The sequence below is a fragment of the Streptomyces sp. NPDC051020 genome (assembly GCF_040683105.1).
Classification (GTDB): Bacteria; Actinomycetota; Actinomycetes; order Streptomycetales; family Streptomycetaceae; genus Streptomyces.
Window position 1 is genome coordinate 48,966 of the sequence record NZ_JBFBCG010000010.1, and the last position, 17,040, is coordinate 66,005.

Here is a 17,040-nt window from a genome sequence, read left to right on the forward strand (position 1 = left end):
GGCCGACGGGGCAGGGCGACCGCCTGCTTCGGCCGCCCTGCCCCGTTCCGCTCACCGGCTCGCGGTCTCGCTCACGAACGCTCCCAGTGCGGCGGTCAGATACGCCGGATCGTCCGCCCCGCACAGCTCGCGCGCCGAATGCATGGAGAGTCCCGGCACCCCCACGTCGACCGTCGGAACACCCAGCCGGGCCGCGGTGAGCGGGCCGATCGACGTGCCGCACGGCATCGTGTTGTGCGAGACGAAATGCTGCCACGGTGCGCCGGCCCGTTCGCACGCCGACGCGAACACCGCCATGCCGGTGCTGTCGGTGGCGTACCGCTGATTGACGTTGACCTTGATCACCGGCCCGCCGTTGGGCAGCGGGTGGTGGTCCGGGTCGTGCCGTTCCGCGTAGTTGGGGTGGACCGCGTGCGACATGTCGGCGGAGACGCAGAAGGTACCCGACAGGGCGCGCGACCAGTCCTCGGAGCTGCCGCCGCGCGCGGTGACCGAGCGGCTGAGGAGCCGCTCCAGCAGCGGGCTCTGCGCGCCCGTCTCGGAGCCGCTGCCGACCTCCTCGTGGTCGAAGGCCGCCAGGACGGGGATGTACGCGGGTGGCTCGGCGCCCGTCGCCGCGTCGGCCAGGGCGGTGACGCCCGCGTGCACCGACACCAGGTTGTCCAGCCGCGACGAGACCACGAACTCCTGGTCCACGCCCAGGTATCCGGGCGGCTGGACGTCGTGCAGCATCAAGTCCCAGCCCAGCACCTCGGCCGGGTCCGCCTCGGCCGCCGCCGCCACCCGGCGCACCAGCGCGCCCTCCTCGGGTGCGCCGAGCGACCACAGCGGGGCGACATGACGCTGCGGGTCGAGCGCCAGACCGTCATTGACCGTCCGGTCCAGATGGATCGCCAGCTGAGGGACGCGCAGAATCGGTTCGTCGATCCGGACGAGCCGCGACGTGGTCGTGCCACCGGGGGCGCGCAGCGCGAGCCGCCCGGATATCCCCAGGTCCCGGTCGAGCCAGGTGTTGAGCGGGACTCCGCCGTAGATCTCCACGGCGATCTGGCGCCAGCCCGCCGAGCCGGTGTCGGGGGTGGGCTTGACCCGCAGATTCGGTGAGTCGGTGTGCGAACCGATGATCCGGAACGGCGTGTGGGCGGGGACGCCCTCGGGGACGTACCAGGCGATCAGCGCGCCGCCGCTGATGACGAAGCTGCCGCCGGTCGTGCCCGTCCAGTCGGCCGTGCCGTGCAGCTCACGGAAGCCCGCCTTCTCCAGGCGCTGGGCGGCCTCGGCCACCGCGTGGTACGGGGACGGAGCGGCGCCGATGAAGGCGAGCAGGTCGTCGGAGTGGCTGCGGCGGCTGGCGTGGCTGAGATGGGGGGCCGGCGTCATACGGCTTCCACCTTTCCGGTGTTCGGTATCGGGAGTGAGGGCGGTGGAGCGGGTGGAGGCGCGGCCGGCGGCGTGGACGATCGGCGGAGTGCTCCGGGAACGTCCGCCACCCTTCGCACCGTCCCGGCACGGCGCAAGCCGGATCCGCTGCTCCCTGCGTGAAAGCGGCGGTGCGGGATCGTCGCGATCGAGGTCCCGTCGCAGTGGTCGCTGGGAGGAGGGCACAGCGGCACCGGGTCCAGGGCGCAGTCCTCGCCCGCTCCGGTACGGTCCGCAGCTCCCGCAGGTGGTCTCAAGATTGGCTGAATCCCGTCCCTCTGCGCAGCGCCGCCACCCGGAGCACGAACACCAGCGCGACGAGGATCGCTGCCCCGTGGGCGAGGCACTGCCGCGCGACCTGGCGATGCTCCGGCGAGGCGTGCGACAGCGGACGATCTATCAGCACACCGTCCGCACGCACCGTGCGACGCTCTCGTACATCGAGCAGGTCACGTCGGCCGGCGCCGAGGTACGGACGCTCGCCGAGGTCGTCGACCGGGTCATCGTCTGCGACCGCGACGTCGCATTCGTCCCGGTCCGCGAGGAGCCGCACACAGCCCTGCGGGTCCAGCACCCCGCCCTGATCGCCTTGCTGGTGCGGCAATTCGACCACGCCTGGTCCCGCTCCGTCCCGATCAGCCCGGAGGGCGCACCACAGCGCTCCCCGGCCATCACGTCCGACCCCCAGCGCACCGTTCTGCTGGCGGTGGTCGGAGGCGAGACGGACGCGTCGATCGCCCGCAGACTCGGCATGAGCCGCCGCAGCGTCGCCGAGCACATGCGGAAGGTCTCGGAACAACTGGGCAGCAACAGCCGCGCCCAGCTGGGCTATCTGCTCGCCACGTCAGGACTGCTCGACACCTGAGAGGCTGTCCGAAGGGGTGCGGACGCACGGCTGCCGGGCGCCGAATCCGTCACGGACGGACCGCGAGGGCGCCCCGGCCGAAACCGTGACGCCCCCGAAGCGGGCCGAGTCCTTCCGGTCAGGCGAGACCGGGACCGCGCACCGGAATGCTGGTGAACGTCGGCGCCGGAGCGGGCTCGGTGAAGAAGTCGTTGCCCTTGTCGTCGACGACGACGAACGCCGGGAAGTCCTCGACCTCGATCCTCCAGACCGCCTCCATGCCGAGCTCCTCGTACTCGACGACCTCGACCTTCTTGATGCAGTCCTGGGCGAGGCGCGCCGCCGGGCCGCCGATCGAGCCGAGGTAGAAACCGCCGTGTGCCTCACACGCGTCGGTGACCTGCTTGGACCGGTTGCCCTTGGCGAGCATCACCTTGGAGCCACCCGCCGCCTGGAACTGCGCGACATAGCTGTCCATGCGCCCGGCCGTCGTCGGGCCGAAGGAACCCGAGGCGTACCCCTCGGGCGTCTTCGCCGGACCTGCGTAGTACACCGGATGGTCCCGCAGGTACTGCGGCATCTCCTCGCCCGCGTCCAGCCGCTCCTTGATCTTGGCGTGCGCGATGTCGCGCGCCACGACCAGCGGGCCGGTCAGCGAAAGGCGGGTCTTGACCGGGTACTTGGTCAGCTCGGCGAGGATGTCGTCCATCGGCCGGTTCAGGTCGATCCTGACGACGTCACCCGCCTCGTCCAGGTGCTCGTCCGTGGTGTCCGGCAGGAAGCGTGCCGGGTCCTTCTCCAGCTGCTCCAGGAACACACCCTCGGCGGTGATCTTCGCGGTGGCCTGACGGTCCGCGGAGCAGGACACGGCGATCGCCACGGGCAGCGAGGCACCGTGCCGGGGCAGCCGCACCACGCGCACGTCGTGGCAGAAGTACTTGCCGCCGAACTGCGCGCCGATCCCGATCTTCTGCGTCAGCTCGAAGACCTTCTCCTCCAGCTCCTTGTCCCGGAAGCCGTGACCCGTGGGGGAGCCCTCTGCGGGCAGCTCGTCCAGGTAGTGAGCGGAGGCGTACTTCGCGGTCTTCAGCGCGAACTCGGCCGACGTGCCGCCGACGACGATCGCCAGGTGGTACGGCGGGCAGGCCGCGGTTCCCAGCGAACGGATCTTCTCCTCCAGGAACTTCATCATGGAGGCCTCGTTCAGGACGGCCTTCGTCTCCTGGAAGAGGAACGACTTGTTGGCCGAGCCGCCGCCCTTCGCCATGAAGAGGAACTTGTAGGCGCCGCCGTCGGTGGCGTACAGCTCGATCTGGGCCGGGAGGTTCGAGCCGGTGTTCTTCTCCTCCCACATGGTGAGCGGAGCCATCTGCGAGTAGCGCAGATTGAGCTTGGTGTACGCGTCGAAGATGCCGCGCGAGAGCGCCTCTTCGTCACCACCCGAAGTCAGCACGTTCTGCCCGCGCTTGCCCATGACGATCGCGGTGCCGGTGTCCTGGCACATGGGGAGAACACCCGCGGCGGCGATGTTGGCGTTCTTCAGCAGGTCGAGCGCCACGAACTTGTCGTTGGACGACGCCTCGGGGTCGTCGACGATCCGTCGCAGCTGTGCCAGGTGAGCGGGGCGCAGGTAGTGCGAGATGTCGTGCATCGCCTCGGCGGCCAGGGTGCGCAGTGCCTCCGGCTCGACCTTGAGGAACGTACGGCCGTCGGCCTCGAAGGTCGAGACGCCCTCGGCGGTCACCAGCCGGTACGGCGTGGTGTCCTCTCCCAGAGGGAGCAGATCGGAGTACGCAAACTCTGGCATTACGGCCATTCCTCACTCGGCGACAGCGGCTGGCCTCCCTTGGACAGCGCATCCACCAGGGTAGAACGCCGCAAGGGTGCCGAAGCTGTGAGGTAAGGCTCAGTCGAACGCGCGCGGCCGCCCGCAGTGCGGCGGTCGCGACTCCCTGATCGGCCCGCCGCGTATCCCGGGGCCGCCCTTTCGGATCCTGTCGGGCCCACGGGGTCCGGCGCGTACATCTGCGGCGTCACCCGGCGGCGGGCCGTTCCCTGATCCGGCCTGATCGGACGGAGAGACTCCAGGGCGTGTTTCGAAAGTCCCGCCTGCCGAGCGACGCCTGACACGCACGCAGACGCTGCTTTCGAAACACGCCCTGGTCGCGATCTATCGCGTTTGGGTACGCTTGGCCGGTGGACCTCGAAAAGCACCCCCAGCAGCCCGCCGCCCCGGCGGAAACCGCGCCCGCGGGCATCCGTGCCTCCGACGCGGACCGCGACCGGATCGCGGACATCCTGCGCGATGCCATGGCCGAGGGGCGGCTGACCGCCGAGGAGCATGCCGAGCGGGTTGACGCCGTCTACCGGGCCAAGACCGTCGGTGAACTCGAACCGCTGGTACGGGATCTGCCGTCCCCCGGCGGGAGCGCCCTGCCTTCGTCCGCCGCTCCGTACACGTACGGCCCCGAGGCCCCCACCGGCCCGGCCGACAACATGGTGGCGATCTTCAGCAGTTCCACCCGCAAGGGCCGTTGGCGCGTCGGCGGCCGTACGAACGCGTTCTCGCTCTTCGGCAGCGTGGAGATCGATCTGACCGAGGCGCTTTTCGGCCAGAGACTCACCGTCATCAACGCGACATCCATCTTCGGAAGTGTCGAGATCAAGGTCCCGGAGAACATCTCGCTGCGCGGCAGCGGGACGGGCGTCTTCGGTAATTTCGAAGTGGTCACACTGGAATCCGCGGACCCTGAAGCACCAGTGGTCGTCGTCAACGGCTATTCGGTCTTCGGTAACGTCGAGGCGAAGCCGAAGCGCGGGAAACTGATTGCGGATCTCCACAGCAAGCTGCGCAAACACCTCGGCCACTGAACCACGGCAAGCCGCGCCGGTCCGCACCGTGTCCAATCAGGCCAATTTTCCGATCGACCACAATTTCGCTGCCCGGAACTCGGTGCCACTCAGTGCATAGGCGCACGCACAGCGGGTAGGGACTGCTGCATCGTCTCTCGCTCGCGAAGCCGTCGTCAGGAGTAGACCGTGCTGCAACTGCCGCATCAGCCCCTGCAGGTCGCCGCCGTCCCCACCCAGCGCACCCCTGCTCGGGAGGGCGAGGCCGGCCCCTGGCACTCGGAGGCGGTGTGCCGCCGGGACGAAGCCGGGCTGTTCTTCGCCCCGTCGAAGGAGCCGACTGCTGCCCGACTGTCACGAGAGGAGTCCGCGAAGCGGGTCTGTGCGCGCTGTCCGGTGATGATCGAGTGCCGGGAACACGCCTTGGTGCAGCCCGAACCGTACGGAGTGTGGGGCGGCCTCACCGCCGCCGAACGCCGTGTGGTGCTCGCCCGCCGCAGGCGGCGCGAGATGGAGCTCAAGGCCGCTGCCTCGGCCGGCCACATCGCCGCAGCCGGCTGACCGGAGCGGACCTGACCGGAGCGAAGGGGATCTCGCGGGACGCGACGAGCGGCTCGACGGGACGGGGTGCATCGGCTCCCCGGACGCGACGAGCCACCCCCGCTCGCCGTCGACGCGGAGAGGCGCCCCCACCGCACATGGGGGCGCCTCCTCACGTTCTCTCGGCCGGTCGGTCTTACTTCGCGCGGTCGAAGTCGATCGCGCTGTAGGCGCGCAGCTTCGACAGCCGGTGGGTCGAGTCGATCTTCCGGATCGTGCCGGACTTGGACCGCATCACGATCGACTCGGTGGTCGCCGTCTCGCTGCGGTACCGCACGCCGCGCATCAGCTCACCGTCCGTGATGCCGGTCGCGACGAAGAATACGTTGTCGCCGCTGACCAGGTCGTCCGTGGACAGCACCCGGTCCAGGTCGTGCCCGGCGTCCAGCGCGCGCTGCCGCTCGGCCTCGTCCTTCGGCCAGAGCTTGCCCTGGATGACACCGCCGAGGCACTTTATGGCGCACGCCGAGATGATGCCCTCGGGGGTGCCGCCGATGCCCATCAGCAGATCGACGCCGGTGCCCTCGCGGGCGGCCATGATCGAGCCGGCGACATCGCCGTCGGTGATGAACTTGATGCGGGCGCCGGTCTCCCGGATCTCCTTGACGATGCCCTCGTGGCGAGGGCGGTCCAGGACGACGACGGTGACGTCCTCGGGGGCGGAGTTCTTCGCCTTCGCGACCCGGCGGATGTTCACCGAGACGGGCGCATTGATGTCGACGAAGTCGGCGGCCTCGGGGCCGGTGACCAGCTTGTCCATGTAGAAGACCGCGGACGGGTCGAACATGGCGCCGCGGTCGGCGGCGGCCAGCACGGCGATCGCGTTCGGCATGCCCTTGGCATTCAGGGTCGTACCGTCGATCGGGTCCACGGCGATGTCGACCTCGGGGCCGGTGCCGTCACCGACCCGCTCGCCGTTGAACAGCATGGGGGCTTCGTCCTTCTCGCCCTCACCGATGACGACGACGCCGTTCATCGAGACGGTCGAGACGAGGGTGCGCATGGCCTTCACGGCGGCGCCGTCGGCGCCGATCTTGTCGCCGCGGCCGACCCAGCGCCCGGCGGCCATGGCAGCGGCCTCGGTGACCCGGACCAACTCCAGGGCCAGGTTGCGGTCGGGGGCCTCCGGGGAGACCTCTAGCTGGGACGGCAGATGATGCTCGGACATCGGAGCGCACCTTTCTGTACGACGACGACCGGAAGAGAGTGCTCTGAACTCTATCGCCAGGTCGATAAAATGAGCAGACCGGGTCACTTATGAGCGGCAGGACGGGGTGGGTGCGGCGTCGTCCTGCCCCTCGGCCGGCACCGCCGGGTGTGATGCGACCATGGACCCGTGGCAAGCAAGCGAGGCAAGCAGACGGCGCGGGACATGATCCTGTCGATGGCGGTGATCTCCGCCGTCGCGGGGGTCGTTTACATTTTCGTCCCGCACGACGACAAGGCCAACCCGATCAAGGCGGTCGACTACCGCGTGGAGCTGGTGACGGCCAGGCGCGCGGCCCCGTACCCGGTGGCTGCTCCGGCCGGTCTGTCCAAGGACTGGAAGCCGACCTCGGTCAGCTACGACCGCGAGGCGGGCAACGGCTGGCACCTGGGCTTCCTCGACCCGGACGGCAAGTACGTCGCGGTGGAGCAGTCGACGTCCCCGGCGAAGAAGTACGTGTCCGAGGTCAGTCAGGACGCACGGAACACCGGGCGCACGCAGCAGGTCGCCGGTGAGACGTGGCAGCACTGGGAGGGCCCGAAGTACGACGCCTTGGTGCGCCACGACAAGGGTGCGACCACGGTCGTCACCGGCTCGGCGTCGACGGAGCGGCTGGCGGAGATGGCCGCCGCGCTCAGGACGTCCTGAGCCGCAAGCCGGTCGGTCTTACGGAGAGGGGCCCCGGAGCGTGCGCTCCGGGGCCCCTCTCCGTACGGCTGGAATGGCTCAGACGGTCGTGATGACCTCGTCGTAGGCGAGACGCGGCAGACGCGGGAACCAGGCGTCCTCGCCCGGCTTGCCGATGTTGACGACCATCAGCAGGCTGTGGTCGCCGTCCAGGAACTCCTTCTCGATGCCCGCGGCGTCGAAGCCGGTCATCGGGCCGGCGGCCAGGCCGGCGGCGCGGACGCCGACGATGAAGTACGCGGCCTGCAGGGCGGCGTTCAGCGCGGCGGACGACTCGCGGACCGGGCGCTCGGAGAAGAACGCGTCCTTGGCCTGCGGGAAGTGCGGCATCAGGGCCGGGAGCTCCTCGTGGAACTCGTTGTCGGCGGCCAGGATCGCGATCAGCGGAGCGGTGGAGGTCTTCGGCTGGTTGCCCTCGGCCATGTGCTTCACGAGGCGCGCGCGGGCGTCGTCGGAGCGGACCAGGACGACGCGCAGCGGCGACTGGTTGAAGGCGGTCGGGCCGTACTTGACCAGATCGTAGATCGCCTGGACCTGCTCGTCGGAGACCGGCTCGTCGGTGAAGGTGTTGGCGGTGCGGGCCTCGCGGAAGAGGAGGTCCTGGGCGGCGGGGTCAAGAACGAGGGACATCTTGCGGAATACCTTCCGGACGAATACGGGTCGAGCGACATGGCGACCGTAAGCGATAGGTAGGTTAACGTTCAACTAAAACCGGACCGGAGTGAGCCACTCCACAAACCTGTGAGAAGTGCGCCAGGCCGCCCCGGCTTCTGACGAGGCGCACAACCACCGGGCGCGCCGGCCCTATTCCGGGCCAGGGCTCAGCCTGCGTCGCCCTGCCTGTCCGGCTGCTCATTCCCGGGCTGGGCGAGCGCCTCGTCCAGCCGGGCCCGGGCGCCCTGAAGCCAGTGCCGGCACACCTTGGCCAGCTCCTCGCCGCGCTCCCACAGCGCGAGCGACTCCTCCAGCGTCGTGCCGCCCGCCTCCAGGCGCCGCACGACCTCGATCAGCTCGTCGCGCGCCTGCTCGTACCCGAGCGTGTCCGTGGCGGCAGGTGCCTTTGTCGCGTCGTCCGTCATGTGATCCACCCTATGTGTGAGGTACGACAACCAGGTCCGAGCCGAAACGGCGGGGCGGCGCGTCCGTCACTCGGCCACCCGCACGGTGAACTCGCCCTCCGACACCCGCGCCCGCAGCTCGTCGCCCGGCGCCCCGGCGTCCGCGGGGGAGCGGACCACATGACCGTCCGGCCGCTGCAGCACCGCGTACCCGCGCTCAAGCGTCGCCGCGGGCGACAGCGCGACCACCCGTGCCCGGGTGTGGGCGAGCTCCGAGTCCGCCCGGTCCAGCAGATGGCCCAGCACCCGGCGGCTCCGCCCGATGAGCGCGTCGACCTCCGCCGCACGCTCGTCCACCATCCGCTGCGGCTGCTGCATGGAGGGCCGGCCCAGCGCATGGGCCAGTCCCCGCTCCTCCCGGTCAAGCAGCCCTCGCACGGTCCGCAGGGCCCGGTCCCGCAGCTGCTGCACCCGGTCCAGCTCCTCGCCCACGTCCGGCACGACCTTCTTCGCCGCGTCCGTCGGCGTGGACGCCCGCAGATCCGCGACCAGGTCAAGCAGCGGGGAGTCCGGCTCGTGCCCGATCGCGGACACCACCGGCTTGCGGCACTCGGCGACCGTACGGATGAGCTGCTCGTCCGAGAACGGCAGCAGGTCCTCCACACTGCCGCCGCCGCGCGCCACGATGATCACATCGACACCGGGCAGGTCGTCCAGCTCCTTCACCGCCTGGACCACCTGGTTCACCGCGTGCACGCCCTGCACCGCGGTGTTGCGCACCTCGAACCGGACCGCGGGCCAGCGCCGCCGCGCGTTCTCCAGCACGTCGCGCTCGGCCGCCGACGCCCGACCGCAGACCAGACCGATCAGCTGCGGCAGGAACGGCAGCGGTTTCTTCCGGTCCAGGGCGAAGAGTCCCTCCGCGGCCAGGGACTTCTTCAGCCGCTCCAGCCGGACCAGCAGTTCGCCGATGCCGACCGGCCGTATCTCGGTGGCCCGCAGGGACAGCTGGCCGCGGGGTGCGTACCACTCGGGCTTGGCGAGGATGACGACCCGCGCACCCTCCGTCACCACATCCGCGATCCGGTCGAAGACCTGACGAAAGCAGGTCACGCTCACGGAGATGTCGTGCGACGGGTCGCGCAGGGTCAGGAACACCACCCCGGCACCCGGCCGTCGCGACAACTGCGTGATCTGCCCCTCGACCCAGACGGCGCCGAGCCGGTCGATCCATCCCCCGATCAGCCGTGACACCTCGCCGACGGGCAGCGGAGCTTCCGCGGACGTATTGAGAGCCATGCGAGCGAGCGTATCCGCCACCACGGACAACGAGGCAGCCCCACGACACGCGAGAGGAGTGCGGGGAGGCCGTCATACAGCCGGGCGCCGCCCGAACTGCAACGCCAGCACCACCAGCCCCACCGCCAGCCAGAAGACCCCCACCACCTGAGCGCTTGCCGTCGCCTCCGCGATCACCGCGACCAGCACCCCCGCACCCACCACCGGCACCAGCACGTGCCGCCACCAGCTGGGCGGCCCATTCATCCAGCGTACGGCGAACCAGCCGATCACCGACGCGTGCAGCAGGACGAACGCCGTCAGCGCCCCGATGTCGACCACCGAGACCAGACGGTCGAGGCCGTCGGCGCGCCGGGCCGCCCACACCGCCGCCACCAGCGTCACGCCCGCGGCGATCAGGATCGCGGTCCGCGGCACCCCGGACCGCGGGTCGACCCGGGCCAGCAGCGTGGGCAGCCGCCGCTCCCTGGCCATCGCGAACAGCAGCCGCCCCGCCGCCGCCTGCCCGGCCAGCGCCGCGAACGCCGCCCCGATCGCCTTGCTGACCGCCACCAGGTCGTGAAGCCAGGTGCCGACGGCGAAGTCCACCGTGTCGTAGAAGGCGGACCCCTGCCTCGCCGGAGCGGCGGCCAGCTCCGCCGACGTCATCGGTTCCAGCAGGGCCGCCAGATAGCCCTGCGCCACGAACAGCGCCCCCGCGAGCACCAGACAGAACAGCACCGCCCGCGCCACTTTCTCCGAGCCGCCGGTGGCCTCCTCCGCGAACGAGGCGATGGCGTCGAAGCCCAGGTACGAGAGCACGGCCACCGATACCGCGCCCAGCACCGCCGTCGTCGAAAAGCCGGAGTCCCCGGTGAGCGGCGTCCACCAGCCGCGTTGCGCCCCGTCCCGCACGAGAACGACCACCGCCGACACCAGGAACAACGCCAGCACCACGATCTCCATCGCGAGCACCGCGAAGCCGACCCGGGCGGCAGCCCGCACCCCCCACAGGTTGAGCAGCGTGGTGACGACCACCGCGAGCGCCGTCCAGACCCACCGTGACACCGACGGCACCAGTGCGTTCATCGCGATCCCGGAGAAGAGATAGGCGACCGCCGGGATCAGCAGATAGTCCAGCATCGCCATCCACCCGGCGATGAACCCGGGCCCTTCCCCGAGCCCCTTGCGCGCGTACGCGAAGACCGAACCGGCCAGCGGCACGACCCGCACCATCTGGGCGTAGCTGAAGGCGGTGAACGCCATGACGACGGTCGCCACGACGTACACGAGCGCGACCGCACCGCCCGATTTCGCGTCGAGCGTGCCGAAGATCCCGACGGGCGCCATGGGCGCGATGAACAGCAGCCCGTACACCACCAGATCCCGGAACCCGAGCGTCCGGTGCAGTCCCGCCCGGTCCGTGCTACTGCCGGCCATGAGCCCTCCGTAGATCGCGCGGACACGGTCGCGTACGGGGCGTACGGGGCGTACGTCGCGTATGGGTAAGTCTCCCGACCCAGCTGATCCCGCGCCTGTTCGGCACGGCCTTACGATGGGACGCATGACTGCTACGCCCAGCCCGTCACCCGCCACCGACCCGAGTGCGGGCGCCACGCGCCGCGTCCTGCTCGCCGCGCCCCGTGGCTACTGCGCGGGCGTGGACCGTGCCGTGATCGCCGTCGAGAAGGCCCTGGAGCAGTACGGGGCCCCGATCTACGTCCGCCACGAGATCGTGCACAACAAGTACGTCGTGCAGACGCTGGAGAAAAAGGGCGCGATCTTCGTCGACGTCACCGCGGAGGTCCCCGAGGGCTCCATCGTGATGTTCTCCGCGCACGGCGTCGCACCGACCGTCCACGCCGAGGCCGCCGAGCGGGGGCTCGCCACGATCGACGCGACGTGCCCGCTGGTCACCAAGGTCCACAAGGAAGCGGTCCGGTTCGCCAAGGAGGACTACGACATCCTCCTGATCGGCCACGAGGGCCACGAGGAAGTCATCGGCACGAGTGGCGAGGCGCCCGACCACATCACCCTGGTCGACGGCCCCGAGGACGTCGCCCATGTCTCCGTGCGCGACGAGTCGAAGGTCGTCTGGCTCTCCCAGACCACGCTCTCGGTCGACGAGACGATGGAGACGGTGGACGCGCTGAAGGAGAAATTCCCCCAGCTCCTCTCGCCGCCGAGCGACGACATCTGCTACGCCACGCAGAACCGCCAGATCGCGGTGAAGAAGCTGGCCGAGGACGCCGAGCTGGTCATCGTCGTCGGCTCCAAGAACTCCTCGAACTCGATCCGCATGGTCGAGGTCGCCCTCGACGCGGGTGCCCCCGCCGCCCATCTGGTGGACTTCGCGCACGAGATCGACGAGGCCTGGCTGGAGGGCGTCACCACGGTCGGCCTCACCTCCGGCGCCTCCGTCCCCGACGTGCTGGTTGACGGCGTCCTGGAGTGGCTGGCCGAGCGTGGCTACGCAGACGTGGAGACGGTGAAGACGGCCGAGGAGTCGATCACCTTCTCGCTGCCCAAGGAGCTCCGCCGGGACCTGCGCGCAGAGGCCGAAGCACTCTCCGCGAAGTAACGGCTTCCCCCGCGACAGGGAGTGGGCTCTCGATCGCGGGGGAGACCGTAGGAGGCCCCGGGGACGCGGGTCCGTGCCCCGGGAAGTGGGGCGCGGCGCGGCGCGGGCCCGTACCGTGGGTCGCATGCAGATCTTCGGCGTGGACATCGGCGGATCCGGGATCAAGGGTGCTCCCGTGGACCTGGACCGCGGAGACCTGGCGCAGGAGCGCCACAAAGTACTGACACCGCAGCCGGCCACGCCCGAGGACGTGGCCGACAGCGTGGCCGAGGTGGTCGGCCACTTCGGCTGGTCGGGACCGGTCGGCATCACCTTCCCGGGCGTTGTCACCGGCGGTGTCACCCGCACAGCGGCCAATGTCGACAAGGGCTGGATCGACACCGACGCCCGCACCCTCCTCAGCAACAAGCTGAGCCTTCCGGTGACCGTCCTCAACGACGCCGACGCGGCGGGAATCGCCGAGATGGCGTTCGGCGCCGGGCGCGGCCGCAAGGGGACCGTGATCATGCTGACGTTCGGTACGGGGATCGGCAGCGCTGTCTTCATCGACGGGCAGCTCGTGCCCAACACCGAACTCGGCCATCTGGAGCTGAACGGACACGACGCCGAGAAGCACGCCTCCACGAAGGCCAAGGAGGACGAGGACCTGAGCTGGCACCACTGGGCGCACCGGGTGCAGAGGTACCTGACCCACGTGGAGATGCTGTTCTCGCCCGAGCTCTTCATCATCGGCGGCGGAGTCAGCCGCAAGGCGGACAGGTTCCTGCCGCTGATCGACCACGTCCGGGCCGAGATGATCCCCGCGGAGCTGCAGAACAACGCGGGCATCGTCGGCGCGGCCATGGCCGCGGCAGACAGCTAACCCTTCGGACGCCGGGTCCGCGCCGCCCGCGCGGCCAGCAGCATCCGCCGCCGGCGCTGCCGCATCAGCCGGACCTTGCGCACGGTGGCGATGAGCCCCGCGACGAGCGTGCCGCCGTACAGCCAGCCGGCATGGACGGCGAGCGCGGTGACGACCGCCATCGCCTGCCCGCCGAAGCCGCCCGTGCCGCCGGAGATCGGAATCACACCGAGGGCGAACGCGATCGGCACGCTGATCGGTGCGGTCACCAGGTCGGCCGGCCGTACCCACAGTGCGGTCAGCGCGCTGACCGGCAGGAACAGCACCCCGTACACCACCGGTGAACCGTCGAACAGCAGCCAGTCGAGGCACGCCAGCGAGAACATGGCGGCGGCGGCGAACAAGGCGGCACCGATGCCGGTGAGCCGAGGACTGGGCAGCCGGCGCAGCGCGAGCACGGCGGGCGGCACCGGGCGTGCCCGCGGGCCGGGCGAGCCCACAGCCCGATAGACGGTGTCGGCCTCGTCGAGGGTGCCCTGCGGGAACTGCTGCGACGACTGCCGGTGCCGAGGGGGACGTGTTCTGGGCTGCTCCACCGGGACAACGTAGGTCGCGAAGCGGGAGGACAGACGCGTGGGACACGCCCTTTGGGTGACCTTGGCGATGAGTTCGATGCCACATGGCCGAACGGGAACCGGATCGCCCTCGCGCCAGACCTGTGACTACCCGCTTGCCCCCGCCCGTAAACTGGAGAATCGGCCCATCCATCCTTACTGCAGGAAGTCGCCAACGTGTCGCTCACGATCGGAATCGTCGGTCTGCCGAATGTCGGCAAGTCGACCCTGTTCAACGCCCTGACCAAGAACGACGTGCTGGCGGCCAACTACCCGTTCGCCACGATCGAGCCGAACGTCGGCGTGGTCGGCGTCCCCGACGCGCGTCTGAACAAGCTCGCGGAGATCTTCAACTCCCAGAAGCTGCTCCCGGCCACCGTCGACTTCGTGGACATCGCCGGCATCGTGCGCGGCGCGAGCGAGGGCGAGGGCCTCGGTAATAAGTTCCTCGCGAACATCCGCGAGTCCGACGCGATCTGCCAGGTCATCCGTGCCTTCAAGGACGAGAACGTCGTCCACGTCGACGGCAAGGTCTCGCCCAAGGACGACATCGAGACGATCCACACCGAGCTGATCCTCGCCGACCTCCAGTCCGTCGAGAAGGCCGTCCCGCGCCTCACCAAGGAGTCCCGCCTCCAGAAGGAGAAGGTCGCGGTCCTCGCCGCGGTCGAGGAGGCCCAGAAGATCCTGGAGTCCGGCCAGACCCTCTTCCACGCGGGCATCACGGCAGGCACCGAGAAGGGCAAGCTCCTCCACGAGCTGCACCTCCTCACCACCAAGCCCTTCCTCTACGTCTTCAACGTCGACGAGGACGAGCTGGTCGACGAGGACTTCAAGAACGATCAGCGCGCCCTGGTCGCCCCCGCCGAGGCGATCTTCCTCAACGCCAAGATCGAGTCCGAGCTCATCGAACTCGACGACGACGAGGCCCTCGAACTCCTCCAGTCCATGGGCCAGGACGAGCCCGGCCTGGCCACCCTCGGCCGCGTCGGCTTCGACACCCTGGGCCTCCAGACCTACCTCACGGCAGGTCCGAAGGAAGCCCGCGCCTGGACGATCAAGAAGGGGGCCACGGCCCCCGAGGCGGCCGGTGTCATCCACACCGACTTCCAGAAGGGCTTCATCAAGGCGGAGATCATCTCCTTCGAGGACCTGGTCGAGACGGGCTCGGTCGCCGAAGCCCGCGCGAAGGGCAAGGCCCGCATGGAGGGCAAGGAGTACGTGATGCAGGACGGCGACGTGGTGGAGTTCCGCTTCAATGTGTAGCGCCTGATTCCTTGATCGCCGGAAGTGGCTGGTCGGGGTAGGAAACCCCAGGTCAGGGGCCAGATCTTCGGGTCTGGCCCTTCCTGTTTTCTCCTGCGGATTCGGGCCGTTTCCGGGTCGTGTGCTGACTTGGTGCTGACCCTCTGGCAGGGTGTCGGCCGGGGATCACGGGAGGTCAGACGGTGCGGATGACGGGGGCGGGCTTGATGTCCTGGGCGTCGATGAGGGTGCGGACGTCGTCCGGGTCGGAGGTCCAGATGATGGCGCCGAGGGTGGCGGCCATGACGACGACGGTGGCGTCGACGACGTCGGCAGTGCCTGCCTTGCCGCACAGGATGCCCGCAGCCTTGGCGGTCTCCAGGCCCACGGGCGCGACATCGCATCCGGCGAGGAACTTGCCGAGCCGGACCTGGCGCCGGGCGTCCCGCCACGCTTGGCTCACGACGACAGAGGGGACGTGGATGTCCCGGCCGTCCTCCAGAGCCAGATGGTGGCGGGCCCACATGTGCCGGTCGCCGTTGTCGATGGCGATGAGCGCACCGGCGTCGTACAGGTAGGGGATGTTCACGCGGCCGAGGCCCTCGAGCTGCTGAGGTACTCGGCGTCGGCGTCGGCCATCTCGGAGCGGGCGGCGGCGAGCTCTTCGGGGGTGAAGCCTCCGTGCTCCGCCTGCCACTCCTGGACCACGGCCCGTCCGGCTCGCAGCCGCAACTCTCGCTCAGCTGCTCCGGCGACGAGCCGGGACAGCGGGATGCCTTCTTCCTCGGCGGCGCCCGCCAGGGCCGCGACCAAGGATTCATCGAGGGTGATCGTCACCTTCTTGGTAGCCATACCAACACCATACCCCTGTATGGCGTCGATGTGGGGCGGGTTTCGAGGGGGCCTGGCCGACGCCGAGCAGGTGGCGGGCTTCGGCGAAGGTCACCTCGATCGACCAGCGCCATGCAACCGGGTCCCCTTGAGGGCGGGGCGGCCGCGCTTTCCGGTGCGGGGTGGGGCGAGGTCGTAGAGGACGGCGGTGGCCGACAGGCGGGTGGTGAAGGTGACGTTGCGGGGCAGATCGCGCAGGGATTTGCCGTGGTAAGCGGCGTCCGCGACGACGTGCAGGCGCCGGCCGTGGTGGCAGGCAGCCAGGAAGCGGAGCATCGAGGCGGCGATGTCGACCTTGGACTTCTTCTGTTTCGGGCGCCACGGCCGGGCCATCACCGGCAGGCACACCGGCCGCTCCAGCATGGGCAGTTCGACGACCAGGCCGACCACGACGAAGCAGGTCCCGCGCCCGACCGGCTTGGGCCCCGTCGCGGCGCCGTCGCGCTGCCAGGCCGCACCGAATACCTTCTTCCCGCGCCGCTTGAACAGTGTGTCGTCCACCGCCACCGTCAGCACCGCGCCCTCGGGCAGCAGCCGGCGCACGATCAGGTGGGACAGGGAGATGCCCAGGATGTCAGGGTTCCAGCGGGCCCGGGAGAAGAACGCGTGCGCCCGGTCATGCGACCAGAGCCGCGTCAAGCCGGCGCCGCTGAGCATCCCGGTCACCGTCCCCCTGCCGGTCTGCGCGGTCAGCCCGGTGACCAGCGCGACGAACGTACGGAACGTCGGCGTCGTGAAGCTGCCCCCGACCAACTCCAGGACAGCGAGCAGCGAAGTGGGTACGGTCGGATCCGGAAGCATCGGCGGGTCCCTCCTCGGAGGTGGCGTAAGCACCGCCGATGCTTCTCTGCTGTCTCCGGCCCGCGGGCCCAGACGCCCCCACATCACCCCACCGAGCGACCCACACGACGATCAGCGAAAACGT

Annotated in this window: 18 protein-coding genes; 7 read left to right on the top strand and 11 right to left on the bottom strand. The window is 69.8% G+C overall.

Features of this window, described 5'->3' with window-relative positions; all coding sequences use genetic code 11:
* Nucleotides 1–51 precede the first annotated feature (51 nt).
* Nucleotides 52–1,380 carry a M18 family aminopeptidase gene (locus AB0N06_RS08035; RefSeq protein WP_366133847.1) on the bottom strand — a complete coding sequence of 443 codons (1,329 nt, stop codon included), beginning with the start codon at nt 1,378–1,380 and terminating at the stop codon, nt 52–54.
* 298 nt (nt 1,381–1,678) lie between these two features.
* On the opposite strand from AB0N06_RS08035, the gene AB0N06_RS08040 reads away from it, so the two are divergent.
* On the top strand, nt 1,679–2,284 hold the full coding sequence (locus tag AB0N06_RS08040; protein ID WP_366133848.1) for a LuxR C-terminal-related transcriptional regulator: 606 nt from the start codon (nt 1,679–1,681) through the stop codon (nt 2,282–2,284).
* Nucleotides 2,285–2,402: 118 nt separating this feature from the next.
* Here AB0N06_RS08040 and AB0N06_RS08045 read toward each other — a convergent pair whose 3' ends face one another.
* A complete protein-coding gene (locus AB0N06_RS08045) occupies nt 2,403–4,070 on the bottom strand; it encodes a fumarate hydratase (RefSeq protein WP_358857941.1) in 1,668 nt (555 codons plus the stop codon).
* Between the two features lie 389 nt (nt 4,071–4,459).
* On the opposite strand from AB0N06_RS08045, the gene AB0N06_RS08050 reads away from it, so the two are divergent.
* Nucleotides 4,460–5,134: a DUF1707 domain-containing protein gene (locus AB0N06_RS08050; protein WP_366133849.1), complete on the top strand. Its 675-nt coding sequence runs from the start codon at nt 4,460–4,462 to the stop codon at nt 5,132–5,134.
* Between the two features lie 168 nt (nt 5,135–5,302).
* Nucleotides 5,303–5,674, top strand: coding sequence for a WhiB family transcriptional regulator (locus tag AB0N06_RS08055; protein WP_358857943.1), 372 nt, complete (start codon nt 5,303–5,305; stop codon nt 5,672–5,674).
* Nucleotides 5,675–5,849: 175 nt separating this feature from the next.
* Here the strand turns inward: AB0N06_RS08055 and glpX are convergent, their stop codons facing one another.
* Complete coding sequence (gene glpX / locus AB0N06_RS08060; protein WP_358857944.1) at nt 5,850–6,881, bottom strand: class II fructose-bisphosphatase; 1,032 nt, start codon at nt 6,879–6,881, stop codon at nt 5,850–5,852.
* Between the two features lie 168 nt (nt 6,882–7,049).
* Here glpX and AB0N06_RS08065 point away from each other — a divergent pair, with 168 nt between their 5' ends.
* Nucleotides 7,050–7,568, top strand: a complete 519-nt coding sequence (locus AB0N06_RS08065) for a DUF4245 domain-containing protein (protein ID WP_366133850.1) — start codon at nt 7,050–7,052, stop codon at nt 7,566–7,568.
* Nucleotides 7,569–7,646: 78 nt separating this feature from the next.
* Here AB0N06_RS08065 and AB0N06_RS08070 read toward each other — a convergent pair whose 3' ends face one another.
* The 4 genes from AB0N06_RS08070 to AB0N06_RS08085 form a co-directional block, all read right to left on the bottom strand.
* Nucleotides 7,647–8,237, bottom strand: a complete 591-nt coding sequence (locus AB0N06_RS08070) for a malonic semialdehyde reductase (RefSeq protein ID WP_366133851.1) — start codon at nt 8,235–8,237, stop codon at nt 7,647–7,649.
* A 191-nt stretch (nt 8,238–8,428) separates the two neighbouring features.
* Nucleotides 8,429–8,686: an exodeoxyribonuclease VII small subunit gene (locus AB0N06_RS08075; protein ID WP_366133852.1), complete on the bottom strand. Its 258-nt coding sequence runs from the start codon at nt 8,684–8,686 to the stop codon at nt 8,429–8,431.
* 66 nt (nt 8,687–8,752) lie between these two features.
* Entirely contained in the window at nt 8,753–9,964 is a 1,212-nt protein-coding gene (xseA, locus tag AB0N06_RS08080) for an exodeoxyribonuclease VII large subunit (protein ID WP_366133853.1), read from the bottom strand.
* A gap of 72 nt (nt 9,965–10,036) precedes the next feature.
* On the bottom strand, nt 10,037–11,383 hold the full coding sequence (locus tag AB0N06_RS08085; RefSeq protein WP_366133854.1) for an APC family permease: 1,347 nt from the start codon (nt 11,381–11,383) through the stop codon (nt 10,037–10,039).
* Nucleotides 11,384–11,507: 124 nt separating this feature from the next.
* Between AB0N06_RS08085 and AB0N06_RS08090 the strand changes: the two genes are divergently transcribed.
* Nucleotides 11,508–12,524 (top strand): 4-hydroxy-3-methylbut-2-enyl diphosphate reductase, encoded by a 1,017-nt coding sequence (locus AB0N06_RS08090; RefSeq protein ID WP_366133855.1) that lies wholly within the window; start codon nt 11,508–11,510, stop codon nt 12,522–12,524.
* 124 nt (nt 12,525–12,648) lie between these two features.
* Complete coding sequence (gene ppgK, locus AB0N06_RS08095) at nt 12,649–13,386, top strand: polyphosphate--glucose phosphotransferase (protein ID WP_366133856.1); 738 nt, start codon at nt 12,649–12,651, stop codon at nt 13,384–13,386.
* Here the strand turns inward: ppgK and AB0N06_RS08100 are convergent.
* On the bottom strand, nt 13,383–13,865 hold the full coding sequence (locus AB0N06_RS08100; protein WP_366133921.1) for a DUF6542 domain-containing protein: 483 nt from the start codon (nt 13,863–13,865) through the stop codon (nt 13,383–13,385). The two genes, ppgK and AB0N06_RS08100, sit on opposite strands and share 4 nt — an antisense overlap.
* Nucleotides 13,866–14,156: 291 nt before the next feature.
* Between AB0N06_RS08100 and ychF the strand changes: the two genes are divergently transcribed.
* Nucleotides 14,157–15,245 (top strand): redox-regulated ATPase YchF, encoded by a 1,089-nt coding sequence (ychF, locus tag AB0N06_RS08105; protein ID WP_366133857.1) that lies wholly within the window; start codon nt 14,157–14,159, stop codon nt 15,243–15,245.
* 175 nt (nt 15,246–15,420) lie between these two features.
* Here ychF and AB0N06_RS08110 read toward each other — a convergent pair whose 3' ends face one another.
* The 3 genes from AB0N06_RS08110 to AB0N06_RS08120 all read right to left on the bottom strand — a co-directional run bounded on the left by AB0N06_RS08110 (nt 15,421) and on the right by AB0N06_RS08120 (nt 16,916).
* On the bottom strand, nt 15,421–15,813 hold the full coding sequence (locus tag AB0N06_RS08110; protein ID WP_366133858.1) for a twitching motility protein PilT: 393 nt from the start codon (nt 15,811–15,813) through the stop codon (nt 15,421–15,423).
* Nucleotides 15,810–16,076, bottom strand: a complete 267-nt coding sequence (locus AB0N06_RS08115) for a hypothetical protein (RefSeq protein ID WP_109376801.1) — start codon at nt 16,074–16,076, stop codon at nt 15,810–15,812. The genes AB0N06_RS08110 and AB0N06_RS08115 overlap by 4 nt, the downstream gene beginning before the upstream one ends.
* Nucleotides 16,077–16,166: 90 nt before the next feature.
* The gene (locus tag AB0N06_RS08120; RefSeq protein ID WP_366133859.1) at nt 16,167–16,916 is read right to left on the bottom strand and encodes a transposase; all 750 of its coding nucleotides are present in this window, start codon (nt 16,914–16,916) and stop codon (nt 16,167–16,169) included.
* Nucleotides 16,917–17,040: the final 124 nt, after the last annotated feature.

What these genes read in the sequence shown, in the direction of transcription:
- AB0N06_RS08035 (WP_366133847.1), bottom strand. Translation starts at nt 1,380, where the DNA reads ATGACGCCGGCCCCCCATCTCAGCCACGCCAGCCGCCGCAGCCACTCC.
- AB0N06_RS08045 (WP_358857941.1), bottom strand. Translation starts at nt 4,070, where the DNA reads ATGCCAGAGTTTGCGTACTCCGATCTGCTCCCTCTGGGAGAGGACACC.
- glpX (WP_358857944.1), bottom strand. Translation starts at nt 6,881, where the DNA reads ATGTCCGAGCATCATCTGCCGTCCCAGCTAGAGGTCTCCCCGGAGGCC.
- AB0N06_RS08070 (WP_366133851.1), bottom strand. Translation starts at nt 8,237, where the DNA reads ATGTCCCTCGTTCTTGACCCCGCCGCCCAGGACCTCCTCTTCCGCGAG.
- AB0N06_RS08075 (WP_366133852.1), bottom strand. Translation starts at nt 8,686, where the DNA reads ATGACGGACGACGCGACAAAGGCACCTGCCGCCACGGACACGCTCGGG.
- xseA (WP_366133853.1), bottom strand. Translation starts at nt 9,964, where the DNA reads ATGGCTCTCAATACGTCCGCGGAAGCTCCGCTGCCCGTCGGCGAGGTG.
- AB0N06_RS08085 (WP_366133854.1), bottom strand. Translation starts at nt 11,383, where the DNA reads ATGGCCGGCAGTAGCACGGACCGGGCGGGACTGCACCGGACGCTCGGG.
- AB0N06_RS08090 (WP_366133855.1), top strand. Translation starts at nt 11,508, where the DNA reads ATGACTGCTACGCCCAGCCCGTCACCCGCCACCGACCCGAGTGCGGGC.
- ppgK (WP_366133856.1), top strand. Translation starts at nt 12,649, where the DNA reads ATGCAGATCTTCGGCGTGGACATCGGCGGATCCGGGATCAAGGGTGCT.
- AB0N06_RS08115 (WP_109376801.1), bottom strand. Translation starts at nt 16,076, where the DNA reads ATGGCTACCAAGAAGGTGACGATCACCCTCGATGAATCCTTGGTCGCG.
- AB0N06_RS08120 (WP_366133859.1), bottom strand. Translation starts at nt 16,916, where the DNA reads ATGCTTCCGGATCCGACCGTACCCACTTCGCTGCTCGCTGTCCTGGAG.